Genomic DNA, 17,859 nt, shown 5'->3' on the forward strand with positions numbered 1-17,859 from the left:
TGATGCGGGGTTTTCCGGCACGCTCTCTCAGGTCAGGCCCTGCCCTTGAGGATCAGGTTCCAGTAGATCTGCGGGAACACGTCCCGGTCCACCACCCAGGAAAGCTTGCTCTCGTTCCACGTGGGCACGCGGGGGATGGTGGGCATTGGCCGGAACCGGTCGTCGAACTCGGCGAACACCACGGTGTCACGGGAGACGGTGAAGGGGCACACCGAGTAGCCGTTGTACTTGGCGGGCAGCGGCTTGCCCTTCCGTGCGGCGACGAGGTTCTTGGCCAGGACTTTGGTCTGCTTGCGCAGAGCCCCGCCCGACTTGGAGTTGGTGGTCCCGGCCGCGTCCCCGAGGGACCACACGTTCGGGAACCTGATGTGCCTCAGTGTCTGGCGGTCCACCTCCACAAACCCCCCGGCATCGCCTGCCGCCGGAAGGTTGGTGGACTTGAGCCAGTCCGGCGCCGACTGCGGTGGAACAGCGTTGAGCACGTCGTAATGCAGGTTTTCTTCCGAACCGGTTCCGATGTTCCGGATAGTGGCTTTTTGCCCTGCCGCATCCACGGAGACCAGCTCGCTGTTGGTCCACAGCTCAATGCCGTACTCCGCGATCTTGCGGTCAAGCTCCCGGTCCACCTCCGGCACCCCGAACACCGTGGGGTAGGGCTGGACCATGACCACCCTGATCTTGTCCAGTACGCCCTGTTCCCGCCAGTAGTCGCAAGCCAGGTACATGGGTTTCTGGCTGGCGCCGCCGCATTTGATGGGACCGGCCGGCATCGTGAAAACGGCCGTTCCCGAAGCGAGCCCGCGGAGCAGGGTCCAAGCCTTGGGTGCCAGCTCGAACTCGTAGTGGGAGGTCCCGTTTGGCGAATGCACCGCCTCGGCCAGCCCAGGCACGCTGTCCCAGTCGTACTGCAGCCCAGGGCACACCACCAGTTGTCCGTAGGACACGGTGGATCCGGATGCCAGGGTGACAGTGTTGGCATCCGTGTCGACGTCCACGGCGCTGTCCCGGATCCAGGTGACACCCGTGGGCGTCACCGATTCCTGGGAGCGGACGGCCTCCTGGGCCTGGGCCCGGCCGCCCGCAATGTGTGAAAACAGCGGCTGGAAGAGGTGGTGGTCCTTGGGCTCGATCAGGGCCACGTCCTTGACGCCGTAGCGCTCCAGCCGGGCCGCCAGGGAAACGCCCGCGTTGCCGCCGCCAATAATGACCACTTCATGCTGTGGGGCCATGTGCTACTTCTTTTCGGTCAGGGCAGAGGCCTTGTGCGCTGCCCTGGCGCCGGTCTTGTCCGACTCCACCACGTACTGCGGTTCATCTTCGCTGGCCCGGTGCTTGTGCCCGTCCAGCTCAAAGTCGCTGGTTTTCTTTTCCACGACCTTGCCGTGCGTCTTGCCCTGCGAAGTATTCCACTCCACATGCGTTCCCTTGCTTAACGACATCTGTTCTCCTAGCTGGGGTTTGTGGTGGGTAGGGGTTCCGCGGCCGGGGCCGTGCCCCCAGTATCCGCCGTTGGGAGCGGTGTCTCAATGGGGATGTACGACGGCGGCGCGCCGCCTGCGGGCTGTGTTGCCGGGGTGGTGGGAACCGCGGTCCCTGCCGGAGGCGGTGCCCCTCCTCCCGGTGGGTGGGTGGCAGGTGCACCGGGAGTCCCGGCGATGGCGCCCGTCGTGGTCGGCGTGGTCGTCACCGGTGCACCCGAAGGCGTGGCCGAAGCGGCGGCCTTCGTGGCGCTGGGATCAGTCTTGATGATGGCTGTGATCTGCTCCTTGTACTCGGCAAGCCGGGCCTGGATCTCCGAGAGAGGCACGTTCCGGATGTTCCGGCCATATTCTGCAATCTCTGCCCACAATGCCTTCAGCTGGGCCAGGCTGCCTTCGCCAAGCGGACCATCCAGTGTGAGGACCAGCTGGCTCGCGAGCGCGTACGTGAGGCAGTCCCGGCAGTTGTAATTGGCTGCCGCGGAGAGGTTCTCCGGGACAATGACATTCGTTTGGCCTACGACGAGGACCACTTGGAAGCCCACCGCCACGGCGGCGCAGCCGGTACAGCTGGCGAAGGCATAGGCCTCGTTCCTCGCGTCCACTGTTTCGCCGTCCTCTGCCCAAACGAGCGCAAAAGCCACACTGTAGGTAACTGTCCCGTCAGTGCTGTTCACGGCGAGTGCCTGGTTGCCGTTCTCCTCGGGCGCTGCAGGGAGGTCGAACGGGAACACCCAGGATGGTTCAGCATCGGCGGCGGTGGTGGCGGCGGATGCATGGGATCCGCCCGCAGCTGCCGCGCCCTCTACGGGGACCAGCACCATACTCAGCTGCGGGTTCTCCCTGGTTGGCTTCGCTACACCTGCGGGCCACAGTGCCACTGTCCTGCCGCTGCCGCCTTCGCGCAGCCTCACCGTGCTGCCTTGCGGGAAGAGCGAGGTTGTGGCATCAGCCAGCGTGCCGCGCTCGTAAGGCTGCACAGCACGGTACGTCCCGTCGTCGGGCCACCACGCCCAAGTGAGCCCGGCCAGCAGGGCGGCGACCGCACCCATGGCGGCGGTCCTTTGGAGGGCTTTACCGCGGGTCTTCCGCCACAGCACGGTGACCAGCTGGCGCAGCAGCCGGAGCAGGATGTACAGCATCCCCAGCATGGGAAGCGCGACAGCGATGATGGCCAGCACACGGACGCCAGCCCCTGCTAAGTCCCCGGCGGAAAGGCTCCCGGCAAACAGTTCCTGCTGCCTGGAGGCGCTCTCCCAGGCGGTGGCCAGCAGCCGCGGCAGCGCAATTACCATCAAGGCCAAACTGAGCAGCAGCAGCGGCACGGTGACCAGGACCCACGCCGTCACCACAACCCTGGCCCAAGGCTTCAGGATCCGGTTTTCCGGCTTTCCCCAGTTCCAGGGCAACAGTCCCAGGAACGTGGGCTTAATGCGCTGGAACAAGTCGGGCACGCCCGAAGCGTCAGCGAGGATGTGGTATCCGTCGAATCTCACCAGGGGGAGCAGTTGCCGGACCATCTGCAGGATCTGGGTGACCACCACCAGCAGCAGCGCGTCGAAACCGGTGACCCACCACAACCCCATGATGACGACTGCGACGATTGCGTTGAAGTAGAGGCCGCCCAGATCGGTGCGGAGACGCCCGCCCCTGCCCAGCCTGTAGGAGTCGGTGACGTCAGTAAAAAAGGCGGGCCATACCAGATAGAGCCCCGCACCCATGGCACCTGGAGTTGCCCCGCCCCTGCGTGCGGCGGCGGCATGGCCAAACTCGTGGAAGCCGGCGGAAAGGATGGTGATGGCAAAAACCAGCAACAGCAGCGAGGGGTTCGCGAAGGCCTCGTGGGTTGCTGAACCCAGGCCCTTCACCATGAGCACCCACCAACACGTAGCCAGGAACGCCGCCGTGGCCACCGCCACGAGCAATGGACTGAATAGGGCGGCGAACGGGGCTGTGATTGATAGGGTGCGTTCCGGATCCGTCACTGTATAGCGGAAGCGCATCCCGAGCAGCGGATCAGCCTTTTTTACCTCTGGCTGGGCACCGTCCGCCAGGCGGAGCAAACCCATCGGCAGCAACTGGGAATGCATCAGTGTCCGCACGTTGTCCGCGCTGACCAACCGCCCCGAACCCTGCGAAACGTGCTGCGCGATCTCCTCCACGCTGCGGTTTCCGTCAGCACCCTCCAGCACGAGGTAGAGCAGCCGGGTCAATTGCAGGGTCTGGCCGTCCGCCCGGCGGACCAGCGAGGGTGGTTCCCGGTAGCCGGACCCTTCGGACTGGCCCGACAGCTGCACGCCGTCGGCCCGGGCGGGAACCTGCAGCGGGTGCCCGGCAAGAAGGGAGGCAGGGGTCGACGGCGGGCCGTCCTGAGCGCGCGGCCCGCCGGTGGCGTGGGTCATCGGTGCTTACTGTTCGAGGTTTGACTGCTGGTTGGCAGAGGCGTTGGCCTCGCCCTCGATGTGCTGCGAGATGATGGCATCCTGATCGGCCACCGCGTAGGCCTGGCTGTCGATGGAGCCGATGTTGGCCGCCACTGCCGCGTCGATCGGGGCAGCCACGTTGGCGTTTGCTGCCACGGCGCCGTTGATTGGCGCGGCGATGTCGGCATCGGCGGCCAGGTCCACGTTGACGTTGAGCAGGTCTCCGTCCAGAGCTGCGGCCGGATCCACCGGCAGCGCACCGACGCCCGGGAGAGTGCCGTCCGCAAGCGTCCCGTCCGGAAGGGTGCCGTCGGTGACTGTTCCATCGGTAAGGAGGCTCCCGCCGTCGGGCGTTCCTGTTGCGGTGCCGGTGTCATCCGTGGTGCCGCCGTCGTCGATTGTGTCATTGCCCTGGTTGATGGTGCTGTCCTGGGTGGACTCGGCGTTCGCGTCGGCCACGATTCCCTGCTCGATTGAGACGCCCTGGTCCGCGAGCGCCTGGGCCTCCGAGCCGAAGGAAAGGATGTTGGCGGAGGCTGCCGCGTCAATTGGCGCCGCCACGTTGGCATTCGCGGCTACGGCCAGGTCGATGGGTGCTGCGGCATCAATGCCCAGGTCGAGGTCCGCGTTCAGGTCCAGGACGGACGCGACTTCCTTGTCCGGCAAAGCTGTGGCCTGCTCCGACATCAGTTCATCGTCAGTCAGGGGACGCATCTCATGTTCCATGGTTATGCAACCTCCGAATCGCGCGGGTTGGTCTGCCCCCAGCGGGCAGCCCGGCACCAGCCAATAGTAAGCATGATTAGCTTTTTTGGGAATCGCGCGGTGTGCAGGGCTGGCAGCTCTTTTCATAGAGCGTTGACAGTGCCCTATGCGAGGTTCAAGCTGGCGCTGTGCCTGCCTTCCCGCTGGCCGAGCCGGGCCGGCGCCAGGTGCGATTCGCAGGAGACGGGTTTTCGGCAGGCTGGCGGATCCTCTGGTCGAACGGGCACAGGGGCGTACAGTCCGCGCCAACCTTGAAACCTTGGCGGAATGGCTGTCCGGACACCCGCAGTCCTGACCCCCCGCCGGGGTGCAGCGGCATAGAGGGCGGACGTGCGAGGCGGGAACCGCCCGCCGTCGTACGCTTCGGTGCGCCGTGCCTACTTCAGCCCGGCTCCCGGCAGCAGTTCCGTCGCCCCCAGGGCATCCGCGATGAAAGCGTAGTCCCAGGCCCGCTCGCGCCACTGCACGTACCGGCCGGAGGCGCCGCCGTGGCCGCCCTCCATCTCGATCTTCATGACGATCGGCTCGGTACCGGTGGTCTTGTTGCGCAGTTCCTGCACCCACTTGGCGGGCTCCACATAGAGGACACGCGTGTCGTTGAAGGACGTGACGGCGGCGATCTTGGGATAGGCCGCCTCACGCACATTTTCATAGGGGGAGTAGGACTTCATGTAGGCGTAGGCCTCGGGGTCGGTGATGGGATTGCCCCACTCCTCCCACTCGAGCGCCGAAAGCGGAAGCTCCGGGTCAAGGATGGTGGTAAGGGCGTCCACGAACGGGACCTGCGCCACGATCGCCGCGTACTTCTCCGGGGCCATGTTTGCCACGGCACCCATCAGCAGGCCGCCGGCCGAGCCGCCCAGGGCAGCGATGCGGGACGGGTCCACCCAGCCGGAGTTCGCCAGCCAGTCGGTGGCGTCCACGAAGTCGGTGAACGTGTTCTTCTTGTCCAGCTTCTTTCCGCTCTCGTACCAGTGCCGGCCCAGCTCACCACCGCCGCGGATGTGTGCGATGACGAACACCACGCCGCGGTCCAGCAGCGAAAGCCGGGCAATTCCGAAGCCGGGGTCCATGCTCATCTCATAGGAGCCGTACCCGTACACCAGGCCGGCCGCCGTCGAGTCCTGCCGGACGGCCTTGTGCCGCAGCACTGAGAGCGGAATCCTGGTGCCGTCCGCGGCCAGCGCCCATTCCCGGGTGGCCACATAGTCGCTGCCGTCGTAGCCGCCCAGGACCGGGCTTTCCTTGCGCAGCAGCAGCTCTCCGGCGGGCCGTTCCGCGGTGGGCAGCACGAAGTCGTACACCCGGGACGGCGTGAAGTAGGAGGTGTAGCCCAGCCGGATGACCGGTGCCTCGTAGTCCGAGCCGCCGACGCCGGCGGTGTACAGCTCTTCGTCGAAGGCCGGCTCCACCGGGGCCTCCTGTTCCGGCGTACCCAGCCCGGCCAGCCCGATGAACTGGACCCGCTCGATGGTGTCCTTGCGCACGGAAACGATGAGGTGCGTGGAGGTGACGCCGGCACCGTTGACGCGGACGTCGTCGGAATGCCCAACGACGGTGACCCACTGCTGTTCGGCGAGCGGCTTGGCGAGCTCGGCCGGGTCTGCCAGGGAGACCATGGAGTTGATGGCGCCGCGGTTGTGCGTGAGCAGGATTCGTTCCTCACCAGCCAGCAGGAACGGCTCGGCCTCGTAGAGCACGCGCTCGTCCCGGGAGATGACCGTGATGAGTTCCTGCGCAGGATCATCGAAGCGGAGCAGGCGGGTTTCGCTGTATTCGGAGCATCCGATGCCCAGCACCAGGTAGCGCCTGTCGGAGGACAGCTCGAAGCCCAGCCACATGGCGGCGTCGTCCTCCTGGTAGATGACCACGTCCTCGGCCACCGGCGTGCCCAGCGTGTGGGCCTTCACCTGGTAGGGGCGCCAGGATTCGTCCACCACCGTGTAAAAAATCCTGGTGCCGTCGGGGGAGAAGGCGATGCCGTAAAAGATGTTCTCGATGACGTCGGGCAGCAGTTCGCCGGTGCGGAGGTCCTTGATCCGGAGGGTGAAGCGTTCGTCCCCGGAGTTGTCCACGGCATAGGCATACAGGTTCCCGTCCACGGTCACGGCCGAACCGTCCACCGCGAAGAAGGGCTTGCCCTCGGCTTCCACGTTGCCGTCCAGCAGGACCTCCTCCCGGGGGATCTCGACGCCGGGCTGCACCGCCGGGGGAGTCCAGTCGGCAATCTTGTCCTCGGTATCGGCGGCCCTGACCCGGCACTGGATGCCGTATTCCTTGCCTTCGACCGAGCGGCTGAAGTACCACCAGCCGTCCTTGCGGTGCGGGACGGAGAGGTCGGTCTCCTGGGTGCGGCCCTTGATCTCCTGGAAGATGGCCTCCCGAAGGGGCTCCTGGTGTGCCGTGATGGCTTCCTGGTAGGCGTTTTCAGCCTTCAGGTGCTCCACGACCTCGGCGGATTCCTTGTCCCGGAGCCACTCGTAGTTGTCCACGAATGTGTCCCCGTGGTGACGGCGCTCGGAGGGGACCTTCCTGGCTACCGGCGGCATGGGAGTGGCAGTGGCGGCGGAATCCCGCAGAGTCTGGGTCATTCCCTCAATATATAGATCCACGCCGACAAATGGCCCGTCGTTCGCTACCGGGGAATTACCCTTCCGTCGAATGGGCTCCTTCGGCTGCCCGCCGGCCGGGACGGGGATGAAAGAGGCCAAAGACCCTGATGCCGGGGGCCCGGCTGGTCGCCGCCACCCCGGGCTAACAAGCCCGGCCCGCCCTAGTGGGCTTGAGGTGGCGGGCGTATCCTGTTCACGCCAAGGCACGTCCATCAAACCTGAGAGGGGAACGTCAATGACCATCCCGCCAGTGCACGAGCCCGAGCCGTTTCCGCCCGAACCGGGCCCGGACCAGCCGGATCCCACACATCCGGGCCACCCCGGTCCGCCTGCTCCGAATCCTTTCCCTACGCCTGAGCCGCCAGGCCCGCTGCCGGTACCGGATCCCGGCCCGGCACCGCTTCGCCCGGACCCCACCAGGAGCTGATACACCCGCGCTGAGGGGCCTTTTGCATGCTGCGAAGGGCCCCTCAGGCGTGCCTGGGGAAGCGCAAAAAAGTCGGGAAAATCTCTGCCGCAACCTCTTGCAGATCTCCTTCTTGAGTGCTAAAAAATCTATATCAGCCAATACAGATCGGCTGGTACCAAAAACAAGTGTTGGACCGTCTCTTACGAGGAGGGAAAGCCATGTTGATGCGAACCGATCCGTTCCGCGAGCTGGACAGGCTGGCCCAGCAGGTCCTCGGCACGGCGGCGCGCCCGGCAGCGATGCCAATGGACGCGTGGCGGGAGGACCAGGAATTTGTAGTCGCCTTTGATCTGCCCGGTGTCGCTCTGGATTCTGTGAATCTGGATGTGGAACGGAACGTCCTGACGGTACGGGCCGAGCGCCCCGAACCTGCAGGCAAGGACACCGAATTGATCGCCTCCGAGCGGCCGCGCGGCGTATTCAGCCGCCAGCTGATCCTCGGGGACACCCTGGATACTGAGAACGTAAAGGCTACGTACGAGTCCGGTGTCCTGACCCTGCGGATTCCTGTCGCCGAAAAGGCCAAGCCGCGCAAGATCGAAATTGAGACGAAGGGGGCAAAGCAGGAGATTGCCGCCTAGTTTCAACACAGGATCGGAAAGTCGGGATTTGCTGACTGCCTTTTGGGCGGATCGCTAAGTATGCACGCCACAGCGCTTTCAGCGCACCCGCAGCCTACACCCGCACTTCCCGATATGGCGGCCCCCGGCTTCAGCCGGGGGTCGTCTCATGTCCGGGAAGTTCGGCCCAAGTCTGCTAGGTGTTGAGCTCCAGCATCAGGGCCGGCAGCTCATCCGCGAGTTCGCGGGCCAGGAAGCCCAGGGGTCCCAACCGGCTGGCAAGCCTGTCGGCAGCTGCGGCATGCAGGTGGCTTCCCCAGCACGCGGCCTGCACGTCACTGGTTCCCCTGGCTCGGAGCCCTGCGATTGCGCCGGCGAGGACATCACCGCTGCCGGACGTTCCCAAGCCGCCGTACCCAGTGGTGATCTTCCACAGTTCGGGCTCTTCGGTATCGTTCCCGGGAGGGCGTGCGACGAGCCCCTGGCAGCTCACCACGGCGTCGAAACGCTCGGCAACTGCGGCAACATCCGCCTCCAGGTCCTCGACGTCCCGGCCCAGCAGTACCGCTGTCTCCTTGGGATTAGGCGTCAGGATCAGCCGGCCCCGCCAGGGGTCCAGTTGGTCCTCCAGCTTTACCAGTCCGCCCAGTGCGTAGGCGTCAAGGACGACGGCGGCACGGCCTTCCCCGTTCGGCCCGCCGGAAGGTTGCTCCCGCTCCAGCAGGGCCCGCAGCAGCTCCTCGGCCAGGCCGGGATCATCCAGCCCCGGTCCCACCAAAACCGCGTCGGCCCGGTCCAGGTACTTGGAAATCCGGTCCAGTCCTTCGCCGCTCACGGACCCGTCGGCCGTCTCGGGCAGTGCCATGGCTCCGCACTCGGGCAGCGCCACCCCCACCTGTACCGCGACGGACTCGGCGACGGCCAACGTCAGCTTCCCGGCACCTGCGCGCAGTGCTGCGGTGCCGGCGAGCAGGGCAGCGCCGGGTGTGCCACGGGCTCCACCGATCACCAGGACCGAGCCGCGCGAGTACTTGTCCTCGCCGGCAGCCGGCAGCGGCCAGTCGCGCAGCAGCGATGGCGTTACCAGTGTTGCTTCATCGGCCTTACCGCGGGTGGACACTGGTATCTCCGGCGTGCTCTGTCACGGTGACGCCGTGTTCCGTCAGATGGTCGGCCACATTAAAGCTCTCCAGCGTCCAAGGACCCTGGCCGGCAGGCCGCACATACCGGGTCAAGGACGCGTTCAGCACCGAGGTGCTGGCGGCCAGGTCCAGGACTTCCTTTTCGCTGAGCCCTTCGAGCACATAGCGGAACAGCATGATCACGGCGTCGTGGCAGACCAGCATCACGCGGTGTCCAACGCCGAGGCTGTTCAGCTCGGCCAGGACAGAGCGCAGCCGCAGCGCAACGTCTGCCCAGGATTCCCCGCCCGGAGGCCGGTAGTACAGCTTCCCGAGCCACTCACGGCGTTCCACTTCCTCGGGGAAACGCTTCTCCACGCCCCGGCGGGTAAGCCGGTCCAGAATGCCGAGCTCGCGGTCCCGCAGCCTTTCATCGGTGCGTACCTTCACCGGCCAGCCCGCCGCCTCCACGGCAATTTCCGCCGTCTGCAGGGCGCGGGCGTAGGGCGAGGAAACCACAGCGTCCGGCCGGAACTCTTCGGCAATCCGGGCCAGCGCCATGCCCAGGGCTTTTGCCTGCTCCTGTCCCGTGCCGGAAAGGTTTACGTCAGCGTCGCGGGCAGGCACTGCGATGACCTCCGCCCCGGCCTGCCGCGCTTCCGTGGCCGCGACGTTGCCTTCGCTCTCACCATGGCGGATCAGCAGCAGCTCCACCGCCCCGGCTTCCTGTACAGCCTCTGTCAGCTGCTCCTCTTTCACAAGAAATCACCCCGTCCGCGTGTCGTGCCGAATGCAGGAACACTACCAGCGGCGTACCCACGGAGCGCTGCCAGTAAACGCCGGGTAAGTGATGGACGACGGCGATCGCCCGCCGAGGGGGCGCGGCCGCACCGGCGGTGGAGCTACCGCTCCGGCGTCAGCACTTTGGAGAACACCGTGGCGCCGTTAGCGTTTCGCAGGCTGGCAGTGAAACTGTTGTCTTCGCCAAGCTGGACGTGCCCGAAGAACTGGTTCTCGCCGTCCCGCGGTGATTCGCCGGGGAACCGCCCGGCTTTCGAGAACACCACCTCCGGGCCGAAGGTGCCGTCCATCGCGTTCGGCCCGAAGGATCCGGCCGCGATGGGTCCGGCCACGAATTCCCAAAACGGGTCGAAGTCGGTGAACGCTGCCCGCTCGGGAGAGTAGTGGTGGGCGGCGCAGTAGTGCACGTCGGCGGTCAGCCAAACAATGTTTCTCACCCGGTTCCGCTTGAATGCGCTCAGGACTCCGGCGATCTCCAGCTCCCGGCCCAGGGGTGCGCCGGCATCGCGGTTGGCCAGGCTCTCCTGGTTCACGGGGCCGTCGGGCACAATGATGCCCAGCGGCAGGTCCGCGGCGATCACCTTCCACGTGGCTTTCGACGCCGACACCTCGCGGATCAGCCAGTCCACCTGTTCCTGGCCCAGGATGCTGGTGGCGTAGCCTTCCTTGCCGTCGGTGTTGGGCGACTTGAAGGTGCGCATGTCCAGGCAGAAGACGTCCAGCTGCGGGCCGCGGGGAATCTTCCGGTAGATGCGCGCCGGCTGGTACTGGCCGGCGTCGTCGAAAGTGCCGGGACGCCACAGCGCGGAACCCTCCGCGATGGGCATGTACTCCTGCCACGCCTGCCGGCCGCGGGCCGCCAGGGTGTTGACGTCGCGGACGGTGTAGCGGGGGTCGTCCAGGATCTCGCCGGGGTACCAGTTGTTGGTGGTCTCGTGGTCGTCCCAGTTCGCGACCACGGGGACGTCCGCGAACATGGCCCGCATGTTGACGTCCATCAGGTTGTAGCGGTGCCGGCCGCGGTACTCGTCGAGCGTCTCCGCTACTTTGGAGACCTCCTCGGTGACCAGGTTCCGCCACACCTGCCCGTCCTTTTCCATCACCGTTTCGGCCAGCGGCCCGTCCGCGTAGACGGTATCGCCGGAGTGGATGAAGAAGTCCGGCCGGGTCTGGTGCATGGCCCGGTAGCCGCGCATCCCGCCGATCTCCTCGTTGATGCCCCAGCCCTGGCCCGCTGTGTCACCGGTCCACACAAAGCTTTGGGCGGACGACGCCGGTACCTGGCCTCCGTTGCTTGTGTCACCGGTGCGGCCCTTGCCGTTGTACGTCCCGGCGTCGGGAGCGGTGCGGAAGGTGCCGCGGGCCGTCTCACCGGCCGCGCCGCCGTCGTCCTCGAAGCTGATCTCCAGCGCGAACCGTGTGTTGGATGGCAGGTTTCCGGCGTGGATCTTCGCCGTGAAGTCGGACGCTTGCGTGGCCCTTGGCCCGCGGACGACCCGCTCAAAGGCGCCGCGCCCGCGCAGGATGTCCCCGCCGTCGTCCACTGCCCGCAGCACCGCAGTCATCCGGCCGGATCCTGAGGAACGGGACCACAGCACGGCTGAGTCGGAGGTTACGTCCCCGGTGGCGATGCCGCTGGGCAACGTGAGCCGGTTCCGGACCAGCGCGACGCCGGCGGGGGAGTTCGCGGGAGTGGCGTTCGCGGCGGCAGGGACGGAGGCCAGGGCGGCGGCGAGGACGGAACCTTTGACGATGGTGCGGCGGGACATGCCAGCGCGGGAGAAGTCAGTCATGGCGTCAGGCTTCCGCAGCCCGGCGCACGGATAGTTGCCCACGAATGAACGGGCGGTGAGCCCGGATTGAACACCCGGGACTATGGCCTGGCGAACTCGCCGATCCGCCCCTCCCGCAGGGCTGCACCTACAGCGCCAATCCCGCCGTAATCAGGGAAGAGGACGGACTGCCCCGCCACGAATCCCGAGCCTGCCGTCGGCAGTGTCATGGTGCCGATTGCGTTCGCGTCCAGGTTGCGCAGGCTGTAGGCAAGGATGGCGGCCTGCACCAGATCGAAGCCCTTGTTCACTGTCAGGCAGCACGAGGCAAGATTTACCAGCCCGCGGACGGCGTTGACGTCGTTCAGCGCTCCGCCGGCCGTTAGCTTGGCCAGGATTGCCTTGAGCAGGATCTGCTGGTTGCGCACCCGCTGGAAATCGCCGTCGGAGAAGGCATAGCGCTCGCGGGAGAATTCCAGCGCCGCCTGCCCGTCCAGGTGGTTGATGCCGGGTGTGAAGACGTGCCCTGTGTCGTGAGTGGACTGGAACGGGACGGGCACGTTGACGTCAATACCGCCAAGCGCGTCGGTGAGGATCCTGAGCCCGCCGAAGTCCAGCATCAGGGAGTGGTCGATAGTGATCCCCAGCAGTGATTGGACGGCGGCCACCTGCAGGTCGATCCCCCCGTACTGCAGGGCAGAGTTGATCTTTGCGCCGCCGAACCCCGGGATGTCCACCCACGTGTCGCGGTTGATCGAGATGATGTACAGGGTCCGCCGGTCGGCGGGCACGTGGACCACCATCAGCGTGTCGGCCCGGTGGTCTGACGGTTGGCCGGTGGCGGCGGTGTGGGCTGCTGCATCCTTCGCGACGCCGCGCATGTCGCTGCCGATCACCAGCACATTCATGGGCACTGCGGGGTGCTCCGGGATGGGTTCTGGAGGGGGCGGGGGAGCGGGGGCCGGGGGAGGCGTCTCGGAGGGGGTTTCCGAAGGCGACTGGCTTTGGGTGGCAGCAGGCTGCGTCTCCATGCCGGCGCGGTTCAGGCTGATTACCGCGACGACGGCTGCGGCCGCCAGCACCAGTGCCAGAAGTGCGGCGATCCAGCGGCGGCGCCCGTGCGCCACCATGTTCTGCGGACTGGAGTCAGAACCGGGGCTGGATGGATCAGAACCGCCAGGAGCGCTCATTGTGCCTTCACCTCATCGTGCTGGGCGGAAGTTTGCGTTGATGGGATCAGTCTCTGCCCGCGGGGCTCCTGCTGGCTACGAACTTGTCCAAACCGTCATCTGCCGGAATCTCTGGAATGGAGCTGTAATCCGGCAGCAGGATTGGCTGGCCATCCATCAGAATCCGGAGGTGAGGGCTTCATTGGTTCGGCATGGATGCTTCAGCTGCGTGCTCATTCCGGAAAATTAGCACCGGCAAAGATGCTTCACATCGGGGGAATCCGCAGAAAAACCGCAGAGTACTCCACAATTTACGACGGCGCGTGGCTGGATGAGGCGGGTGCGTTCAGGCGCGCATGGCGAAGGATGGAGACGATCGCCGGCGCCAGCTGGTCTTCCATCTGCCGGTACACCTCTGGAGCGCGGCGGTAGGGGTCCACGATGTCGTTGTCGCCCGGGTCGGCGGCCAGGGCGAGGTGCCGCACCCCTGCCGCTCGCGGAGGCAGGCCCTTCCAGAAGGCGGTGTTGGCAGGGAGCCGCCCACCGCCGTCGTAATTCTCTTCCGAAAGGGCGGCGGCCGGCCCGTTGCCTGCCGAGGCTGCTGCCCGCTGGTCCAAGACGTCCAGCATCCGGGCGAACTCGCGAATGGTGAAGGTCCGCTTGAGGAGGGCCGCGTCCAGCTGAAGTACTTCACCGCGGTGCCCCGCGGTCATGGTGAGTACGAGGTCTACGCCTCGCAGGATCTTCGAATTCAGCTGGCGCGCGGCAAAGTTTTCCGGGTCCCCGCCGAAGGTCCGCACAATGTCCGCTGAGATAGGCTGCATGGGCTCGCCCACCAGGGCCCGGGTTCCTGCGCTGGTGACCATGAAACCGCCCGGCACCACCTGGTCGAGTCCCGCCTGCAGCAGTCTCTCGGCCACCGGCGACCGGCAGATGTTACCGGTGCACACGGTCAGGATTCTTACCGGTTCGGTTGTATCCAATGGGAGAGTCTCTTTCCAGCCGATGCCCGCGGCCCGTCCGGCCCGCGAACTTCAACTTAACATGCATACTCCGACGCTCTCTCACTTGATGCGGCTTTTTGCGTGACGCTCTCTCACTCGACGCGGCTTTTTCGCCAACCTTCTCTCAGCTCACGGTTGGCAGGTGAGAGAGCGGTGGCCGATTTGGCACGTCAAGTGAGAGAGCGTTGGCCGATTTGGCACGTCAAGTGAGAGAGCGTTGGCCGATTTGGCACGATAAGTGAGAGAGCGTCCGGCGGGAGGGTCAGCGCGCCGCCAGCATTTCCTTCATCTGGGCGATCTCGGCTTCCTGTGCGGCGACGACGTCCCGGGCGAGCTGGATGCTCTCCGGGTGCTTGCCGGCGCCGATCTCCTGCTGTGCCATGTCCACGGCCCCCTCATGGTGCCCGATCATGTGCTCCAGGAACAGCCGGACTGCTTCCGTTCCCTGCGCCTCCTTCAGTTTCTCCATGCCCTGCGGGTCAACCATGCCGGCCATCCCGTGCCCGGAATGGTCCGACTTCATGGTGGGCACGTTCCACTCTTCAAGCCAGCCGCTCATCAGCTCGATCTCCGGCGCCTGCGCGTCCTTGATCTTGGTGGCCAGGGCAGTGACTTCCGCCGGCATGTCCTGCTTGGCCAGGACGAGGTCGCTCATCTCCACGGCCTGCGCGTGGTGCGGGATCATCATCTGCGAAAACATGATGTCCGCCTGGTTATGGTCTGCGCTGGCATCGGGCATCATGCTGGACATCGCACTGGGACTGCCGTGATTCGAGCCGTGCATGGTGTTCCCGCCCGAACTTCCGGAGCCGGCAGCGCAGCCAGCGAGGCCGATTGAGGCTGCCAGCGCAGCAGCGAGGGACAGGGTCCTAATCTTCGTGTTCATTCTTGGTGGTCCTTCAGGAAAGTAGGTGAACTGGGCCTGTTGCAGAGCGCGGAGCAGCCGCGCGGCGCAGTCCGGTTTACGTTCGGCTGATGGACAGTTCACCCGGAGTTGGGCTTGCAGGAATGTAGGAGTAACCGGAGGTCTCCTGCGTGCCGCCCGCAGACTCAAGATGCACCGCCAGGTTAATCGGGGGCGGAACGGTTGCCAGCGGACCGGTCTTGCCCAGGGGGATGCAGTATGCGCCGGCCTCCCGCACATCAGGGCAGCCGGCGCCACAGGACTCCAACGCCGGGAACGGCTCCGCTGCATTGCCGGGCGCAGCAATATGCCCTGCGTGGGAGTGTCCGACGGCGGTGTGCCCGGCCGGGTGCGCTGCACTGGCGGGTGCCGCAGCCGGCGCCGCTGTTCCGGCATGCCCTGCATGGGACGAATGGCCCGCCGTGATGACGTGCATCCCGAAGATCCCCGCCACGATGGAGAGGACCGCAGCCAGCAGCCCCGCCCGAAGGACGGCTGCCGACAGGACGCGGACACGTGCGGTCATGCTGTTCCCTCCTTCGTACGGGGGCTTGATGCTGGAGCTTGAGCGGGTTTCCGTATTCTCAACGTACCTCGGACGGGTTCAGTCTCACCCGCCGGAGCAGCTGTGCGTTCAGGGCCACCACAATAGTGGACGCGGACATCAACACAGCGCCGGCTGCCGGTGAGAGCACCACCCCGGCGAACGCGAGAATGCCGGCGGCCAGCGGCACGGACAGGACGTTGTAGCCCGTAGCCCACACCAGGTTCTGCCACATCTTCCGGTAGCTGGCATGGGACAAGTCCACCATCGACAGGACGGCACGGGGGTCGTTCCCGGCGAGCACCACACCGGCGGACTCCATGGCGACGTCGGTGCCGGCACCGATCGCGATGCCCACCTCGGCCCGGGCCAGGGCCGGTGAATCGTTGACGCCGTCGCCCACCATGGCCACCTTCAGGCCGCGGGCCTGGAGTTCGGCCACCTTCTTGTCCTTGTCCGCCGGCAGGACTTCCGCGAACACCTCATCGATGTTCAGGTCCGCCGCCACAGCCTCGGCCACCTGCCGCGCGTCGCCGGTGATCATGCCTACCCTGACGCCCCGGTTCTGCAGGGCCGCCACGGCCTGGCGCGACTCCGCCCGCACCGCGTCCTCCAGGCTGACCGCCCCCAGCACGCGGCCGCCGTCGTCAATCACATGCAGTACGGCGGCGCCGCGCTTCATCCACGCGCCCGTGGACTCTGCCAGGGCGGAAGGCTCGACGGCGTCCAGCTCGCGCAGGAGCGCAGGCCCGCCGACGTGGACCGTGCGCCCGTCCACGGTGGCCCGGACTCCGCGGCCCGTGAGCGAGGCGAACTCCGAGGCTCCCGGCAGGGCAAGGTTCCGTTCCCGGGCTGCCCGGACGATGGCCCGCGCCACGGGGTGCTCGCTGTCCGACTCGACGGCGGCGGCCAGGGCCAGCAGCCTGTCACTGTCCACGCCTTCGGCTGCGGCGGCCACGTCCTTCAGCTCGGGCTCGCCCTTGGTAAGCGTGCCGGTCTTGTCGAACAGGACGACGTCGATGGTCCGCATCCGCTCCAGCGCCATCCGGTTCTTGATCAGCACCCCGGCGCCGCGGGCAGCCTGCTCGGTGGAAATGGCGATAACCACCGGGATGGCCAGGCCCAGGGCATGCGGGCAGGCAATGACCAGGACCGTGACGGTGCGGGTGACGGCCTCCGGGACGCTGCCCAGCAGGGTCCATGCGATGAAGGTGAGCACCCCGGCCCCTGCGGCGAAGTAGAACAGGAAAGCTGCAGCACGGTCAGCCAGTGCCTGGGCGCGCGAGGAAGATGCCTGCGCCTCCGCCACCAGCCGCTGGATGCCGGCAAGGGCCGTGTCCTCGCCCACCGCCGTGACCCTTACCCGGACACTGGTATCCGTGGCAACAGTTCCGGCCACCACAGTGTCCCCTGGGCCGCGTGCAACGGTCTTGGATTCGCCGGTGATCATCGACTCGTCAAACTCGGCCTGCCCTTCCACCACTGTTCCGTCGGCCGGCATCCGGGCGCCGGAACGGACCAGGACCAAGTCGTCGGGGCGGAGTGCGGAGACGGGAACGGTTTCAGTGCCGGTGTCCGTGACGCGCTCGGCTTCGTCGGGGAGCAGGGCGGCAAGGGCGTCCAGGGCACCTTGGGCCGAACCCAGGGCGCGCATTTCGATCCAGTGGCCCAGCAGCATGATGGCCACCAGCAGCGCCAGCTCCCACCAGAAGTCCAGGTCGAAGCCGCCGATGCCAAGGCTGGTAACCCAGGACGCAGCGAAGGCCACCGTGATGGCCATGGCGATCAGCAGCATCATGCCGGGCCTGCGGTCCTTCAGTTCCTGCAGGCCGCCCTTGAGGAAGGGCTGGCCGCCGTACACGAAGATGACGGTGCCCAGGACCGGCGGGATCCAGGCTGAGCCGGGGAACATTGGTGCCATGTAGCCCAAGATGTGGCCCACCATGGGGCTGAAGTAGACAACGGGAACGGACAGCGCCAGCGTCAGCCAGAACCTGTTTTTGAACATCGCAGTGCTGTGCCCGGCGTGCTGGCCGTGGGTGTGGACGGTATGGTCGTCATCGTGGCGGGCGGTGGACTCGTCGCCGTGATGCCCGGGGCCATGGTGCCCGGGATGCTGGTGCACGCCGTGCCCGGCGTGTCCGGCGCCGGCTGGCGCAGCTTTCGCTGCGGTGACTGTCCCGCCTGACTGGCGGTCGTCGTCGTGATGGTGAGTGTGCTGGTGGTCCTGCATGGGA

14 protein-coding genes are annotated in these 17,859 nt (G+C 66.4%); 1 reads left to right on the forward strand and 13 read right to left on the reverse strand.

The genetic code is table 11. The annotated features are described in order from the left end of the window. Positions 1–32: 32 nt before the first annotated feature. From FDW84_RS12265 to FDW84_RS12285, 5 genes are all read right to left on the reverse strand, one after another. Positions 33–1,229, reverse strand: coding sequence for an NAD(P)/FAD-dependent oxidoreductase (locus FDW84_RS12265; RefSeq protein ID WP_138609819.1), 1,197 nt, complete (start codon positions 1,227–1,229; stop codon positions 33–35). Positions 1,230–1,232: 3 nt separating this feature from the next. Further along, positions 1,233–1,439 carry a hypervirulence associated TUDOR domain-containing protein gene (locus FDW84_RS12270; RefSeq protein WP_138609820.1) on the reverse strand — a complete coding sequence of 69 codons (207 nt, stop codon included), beginning with the start codon at positions 1,437–1,439 and terminating at the stop codon, positions 1,233–1,235. A gap of 8 nt (positions 1,440–1,447) precedes the next feature. Further along, entirely contained in the window at positions 1,448–3,880 is a 2,433-nt protein-coding gene (locus FDW84_RS12275; protein WP_138609821.1) for a hypothetical protein, read from the reverse strand. Between the two features lie 6 nt (positions 3,881–3,886). Then, positions 3,887–4,615, reverse strand: coding sequence for a peptidoglycan-binding protein (locus tag FDW84_RS12280; RefSeq protein WP_138609822.1), 729 nt, complete (start codon positions 4,613–4,615; stop codon positions 3,887–3,889). A gap of 428 nt (positions 4,616–5,043) precedes the next feature. Next, a complete protein-coding gene (locus FDW84_RS12285) occupies positions 5,044–7,257 on the reverse strand; it encodes a S9 family peptidase (protein WP_138609823.1) in 2,214 nt (737 codons plus the stop codon). Between the two features lie 648 nt (positions 7,258–7,905). On the opposite strand from FDW84_RS12285, the gene FDW84_RS12295 reads away from it, so the two are divergent. Then, positions 7,906–8,328, forward strand: a complete 423-nt coding sequence (locus tag FDW84_RS12295) for an Hsp20/alpha crystallin family protein (RefSeq protein ID WP_138609824.1) — start codon at positions 7,906–7,908, stop codon at positions 8,326–8,328. A gap of 175 nt (positions 8,329–8,503) precedes the next feature. On the opposite strand, the gene FDW84_RS12300 is transcribed toward FDW84_RS12295, so the two are convergent. From FDW84_RS12300 to FDW84_RS12335, 8 genes are all read right to left on the reverse strand, one after another. Next, positions 8,504–9,427 carry an NAD(P)H-hydrate dehydratase gene (locus tag FDW84_RS12300; protein WP_138609825.1) on the reverse strand — a complete coding sequence of 308 codons (924 nt, stop codon included), beginning with the start codon at positions 9,425–9,427 and terminating at the stop codon, positions 8,504–8,506. After that, the gene (locus FDW84_RS12305) at positions 9,411–10,187 is read right to left on the reverse strand and encodes a histidine phosphatase family protein (protein WP_138609826.1); all 777 of its coding nucleotides are present in this window, start codon (positions 10,185–10,187) and stop codon (positions 9,411–9,413) included. The genes FDW84_RS12300 and FDW84_RS12305 overlap by 17 nt, the downstream gene beginning before the upstream one ends. Before the next feature lie 143 nt (positions 10,188–10,330). After that, on the reverse strand, positions 10,331–12,022 hold the full coding sequence (locus FDW84_RS12310; RefSeq protein ID WP_138609827.1) for an alkaline phosphatase D family protein: 1,692 nt from the start codon (positions 12,020–12,022) through the stop codon (positions 10,331–10,333). Between the two features lie 80 nt (positions 12,023–12,102). Further along, a complete protein-coding gene (locus FDW84_RS12315) occupies positions 12,103–13,191 on the reverse strand; it encodes an LCP family protein (protein WP_138609828.1) in 1,089 nt (362 codons plus the stop codon). A gap of 290 nt (positions 13,192–13,481) precedes the next feature. Further along, positions 13,482–14,153, reverse strand: coding sequence for an arsenate reductase/protein-tyrosine-phosphatase family protein (locus FDW84_RS12320; RefSeq protein WP_138609829.1), 672 nt, complete (start codon positions 14,151–14,153; stop codon positions 13,482–13,484). Positions 14,154–14,436: 283 nt separating this feature from the next. After that, on the reverse strand, positions 14,437–15,060 hold the full coding sequence (locus FDW84_RS12325) for a DUF305 domain-containing protein (RefSeq protein WP_138609830.1): 624 nt from the start codon (positions 15,058–15,060) through the stop codon (positions 14,437–14,439). A gap of 76 nt (positions 15,061–15,136) precedes the next feature. Continuing rightward, complete coding sequence (locus FDW84_RS12330) at positions 15,137–15,604, reverse strand: hypothetical protein (protein WP_138609831.1); 468 nt, start codon at positions 15,602–15,604, stop codon at positions 15,137–15,139. Between the two features lie 58 nt (positions 15,605–15,662). Further along, entirely contained in the window at positions 15,663–17,855 is a 2,193-nt protein-coding gene (locus FDW84_RS12335; RefSeq protein WP_138609832.1) for a heavy metal translocating P-type ATPase, read from the reverse strand. Positions 17,856–17,859 lie beyond the last annotated feature (4 nt).

The sequence above is a fragment of the Pseudarthrobacter sp. NamE5 genome (assembly GCF_005796225.1).
GTDB lineage: Bacteria > Actinomycetota > Actinomycetes > Actinomycetales > Micrococcaceae > Arthrobacter.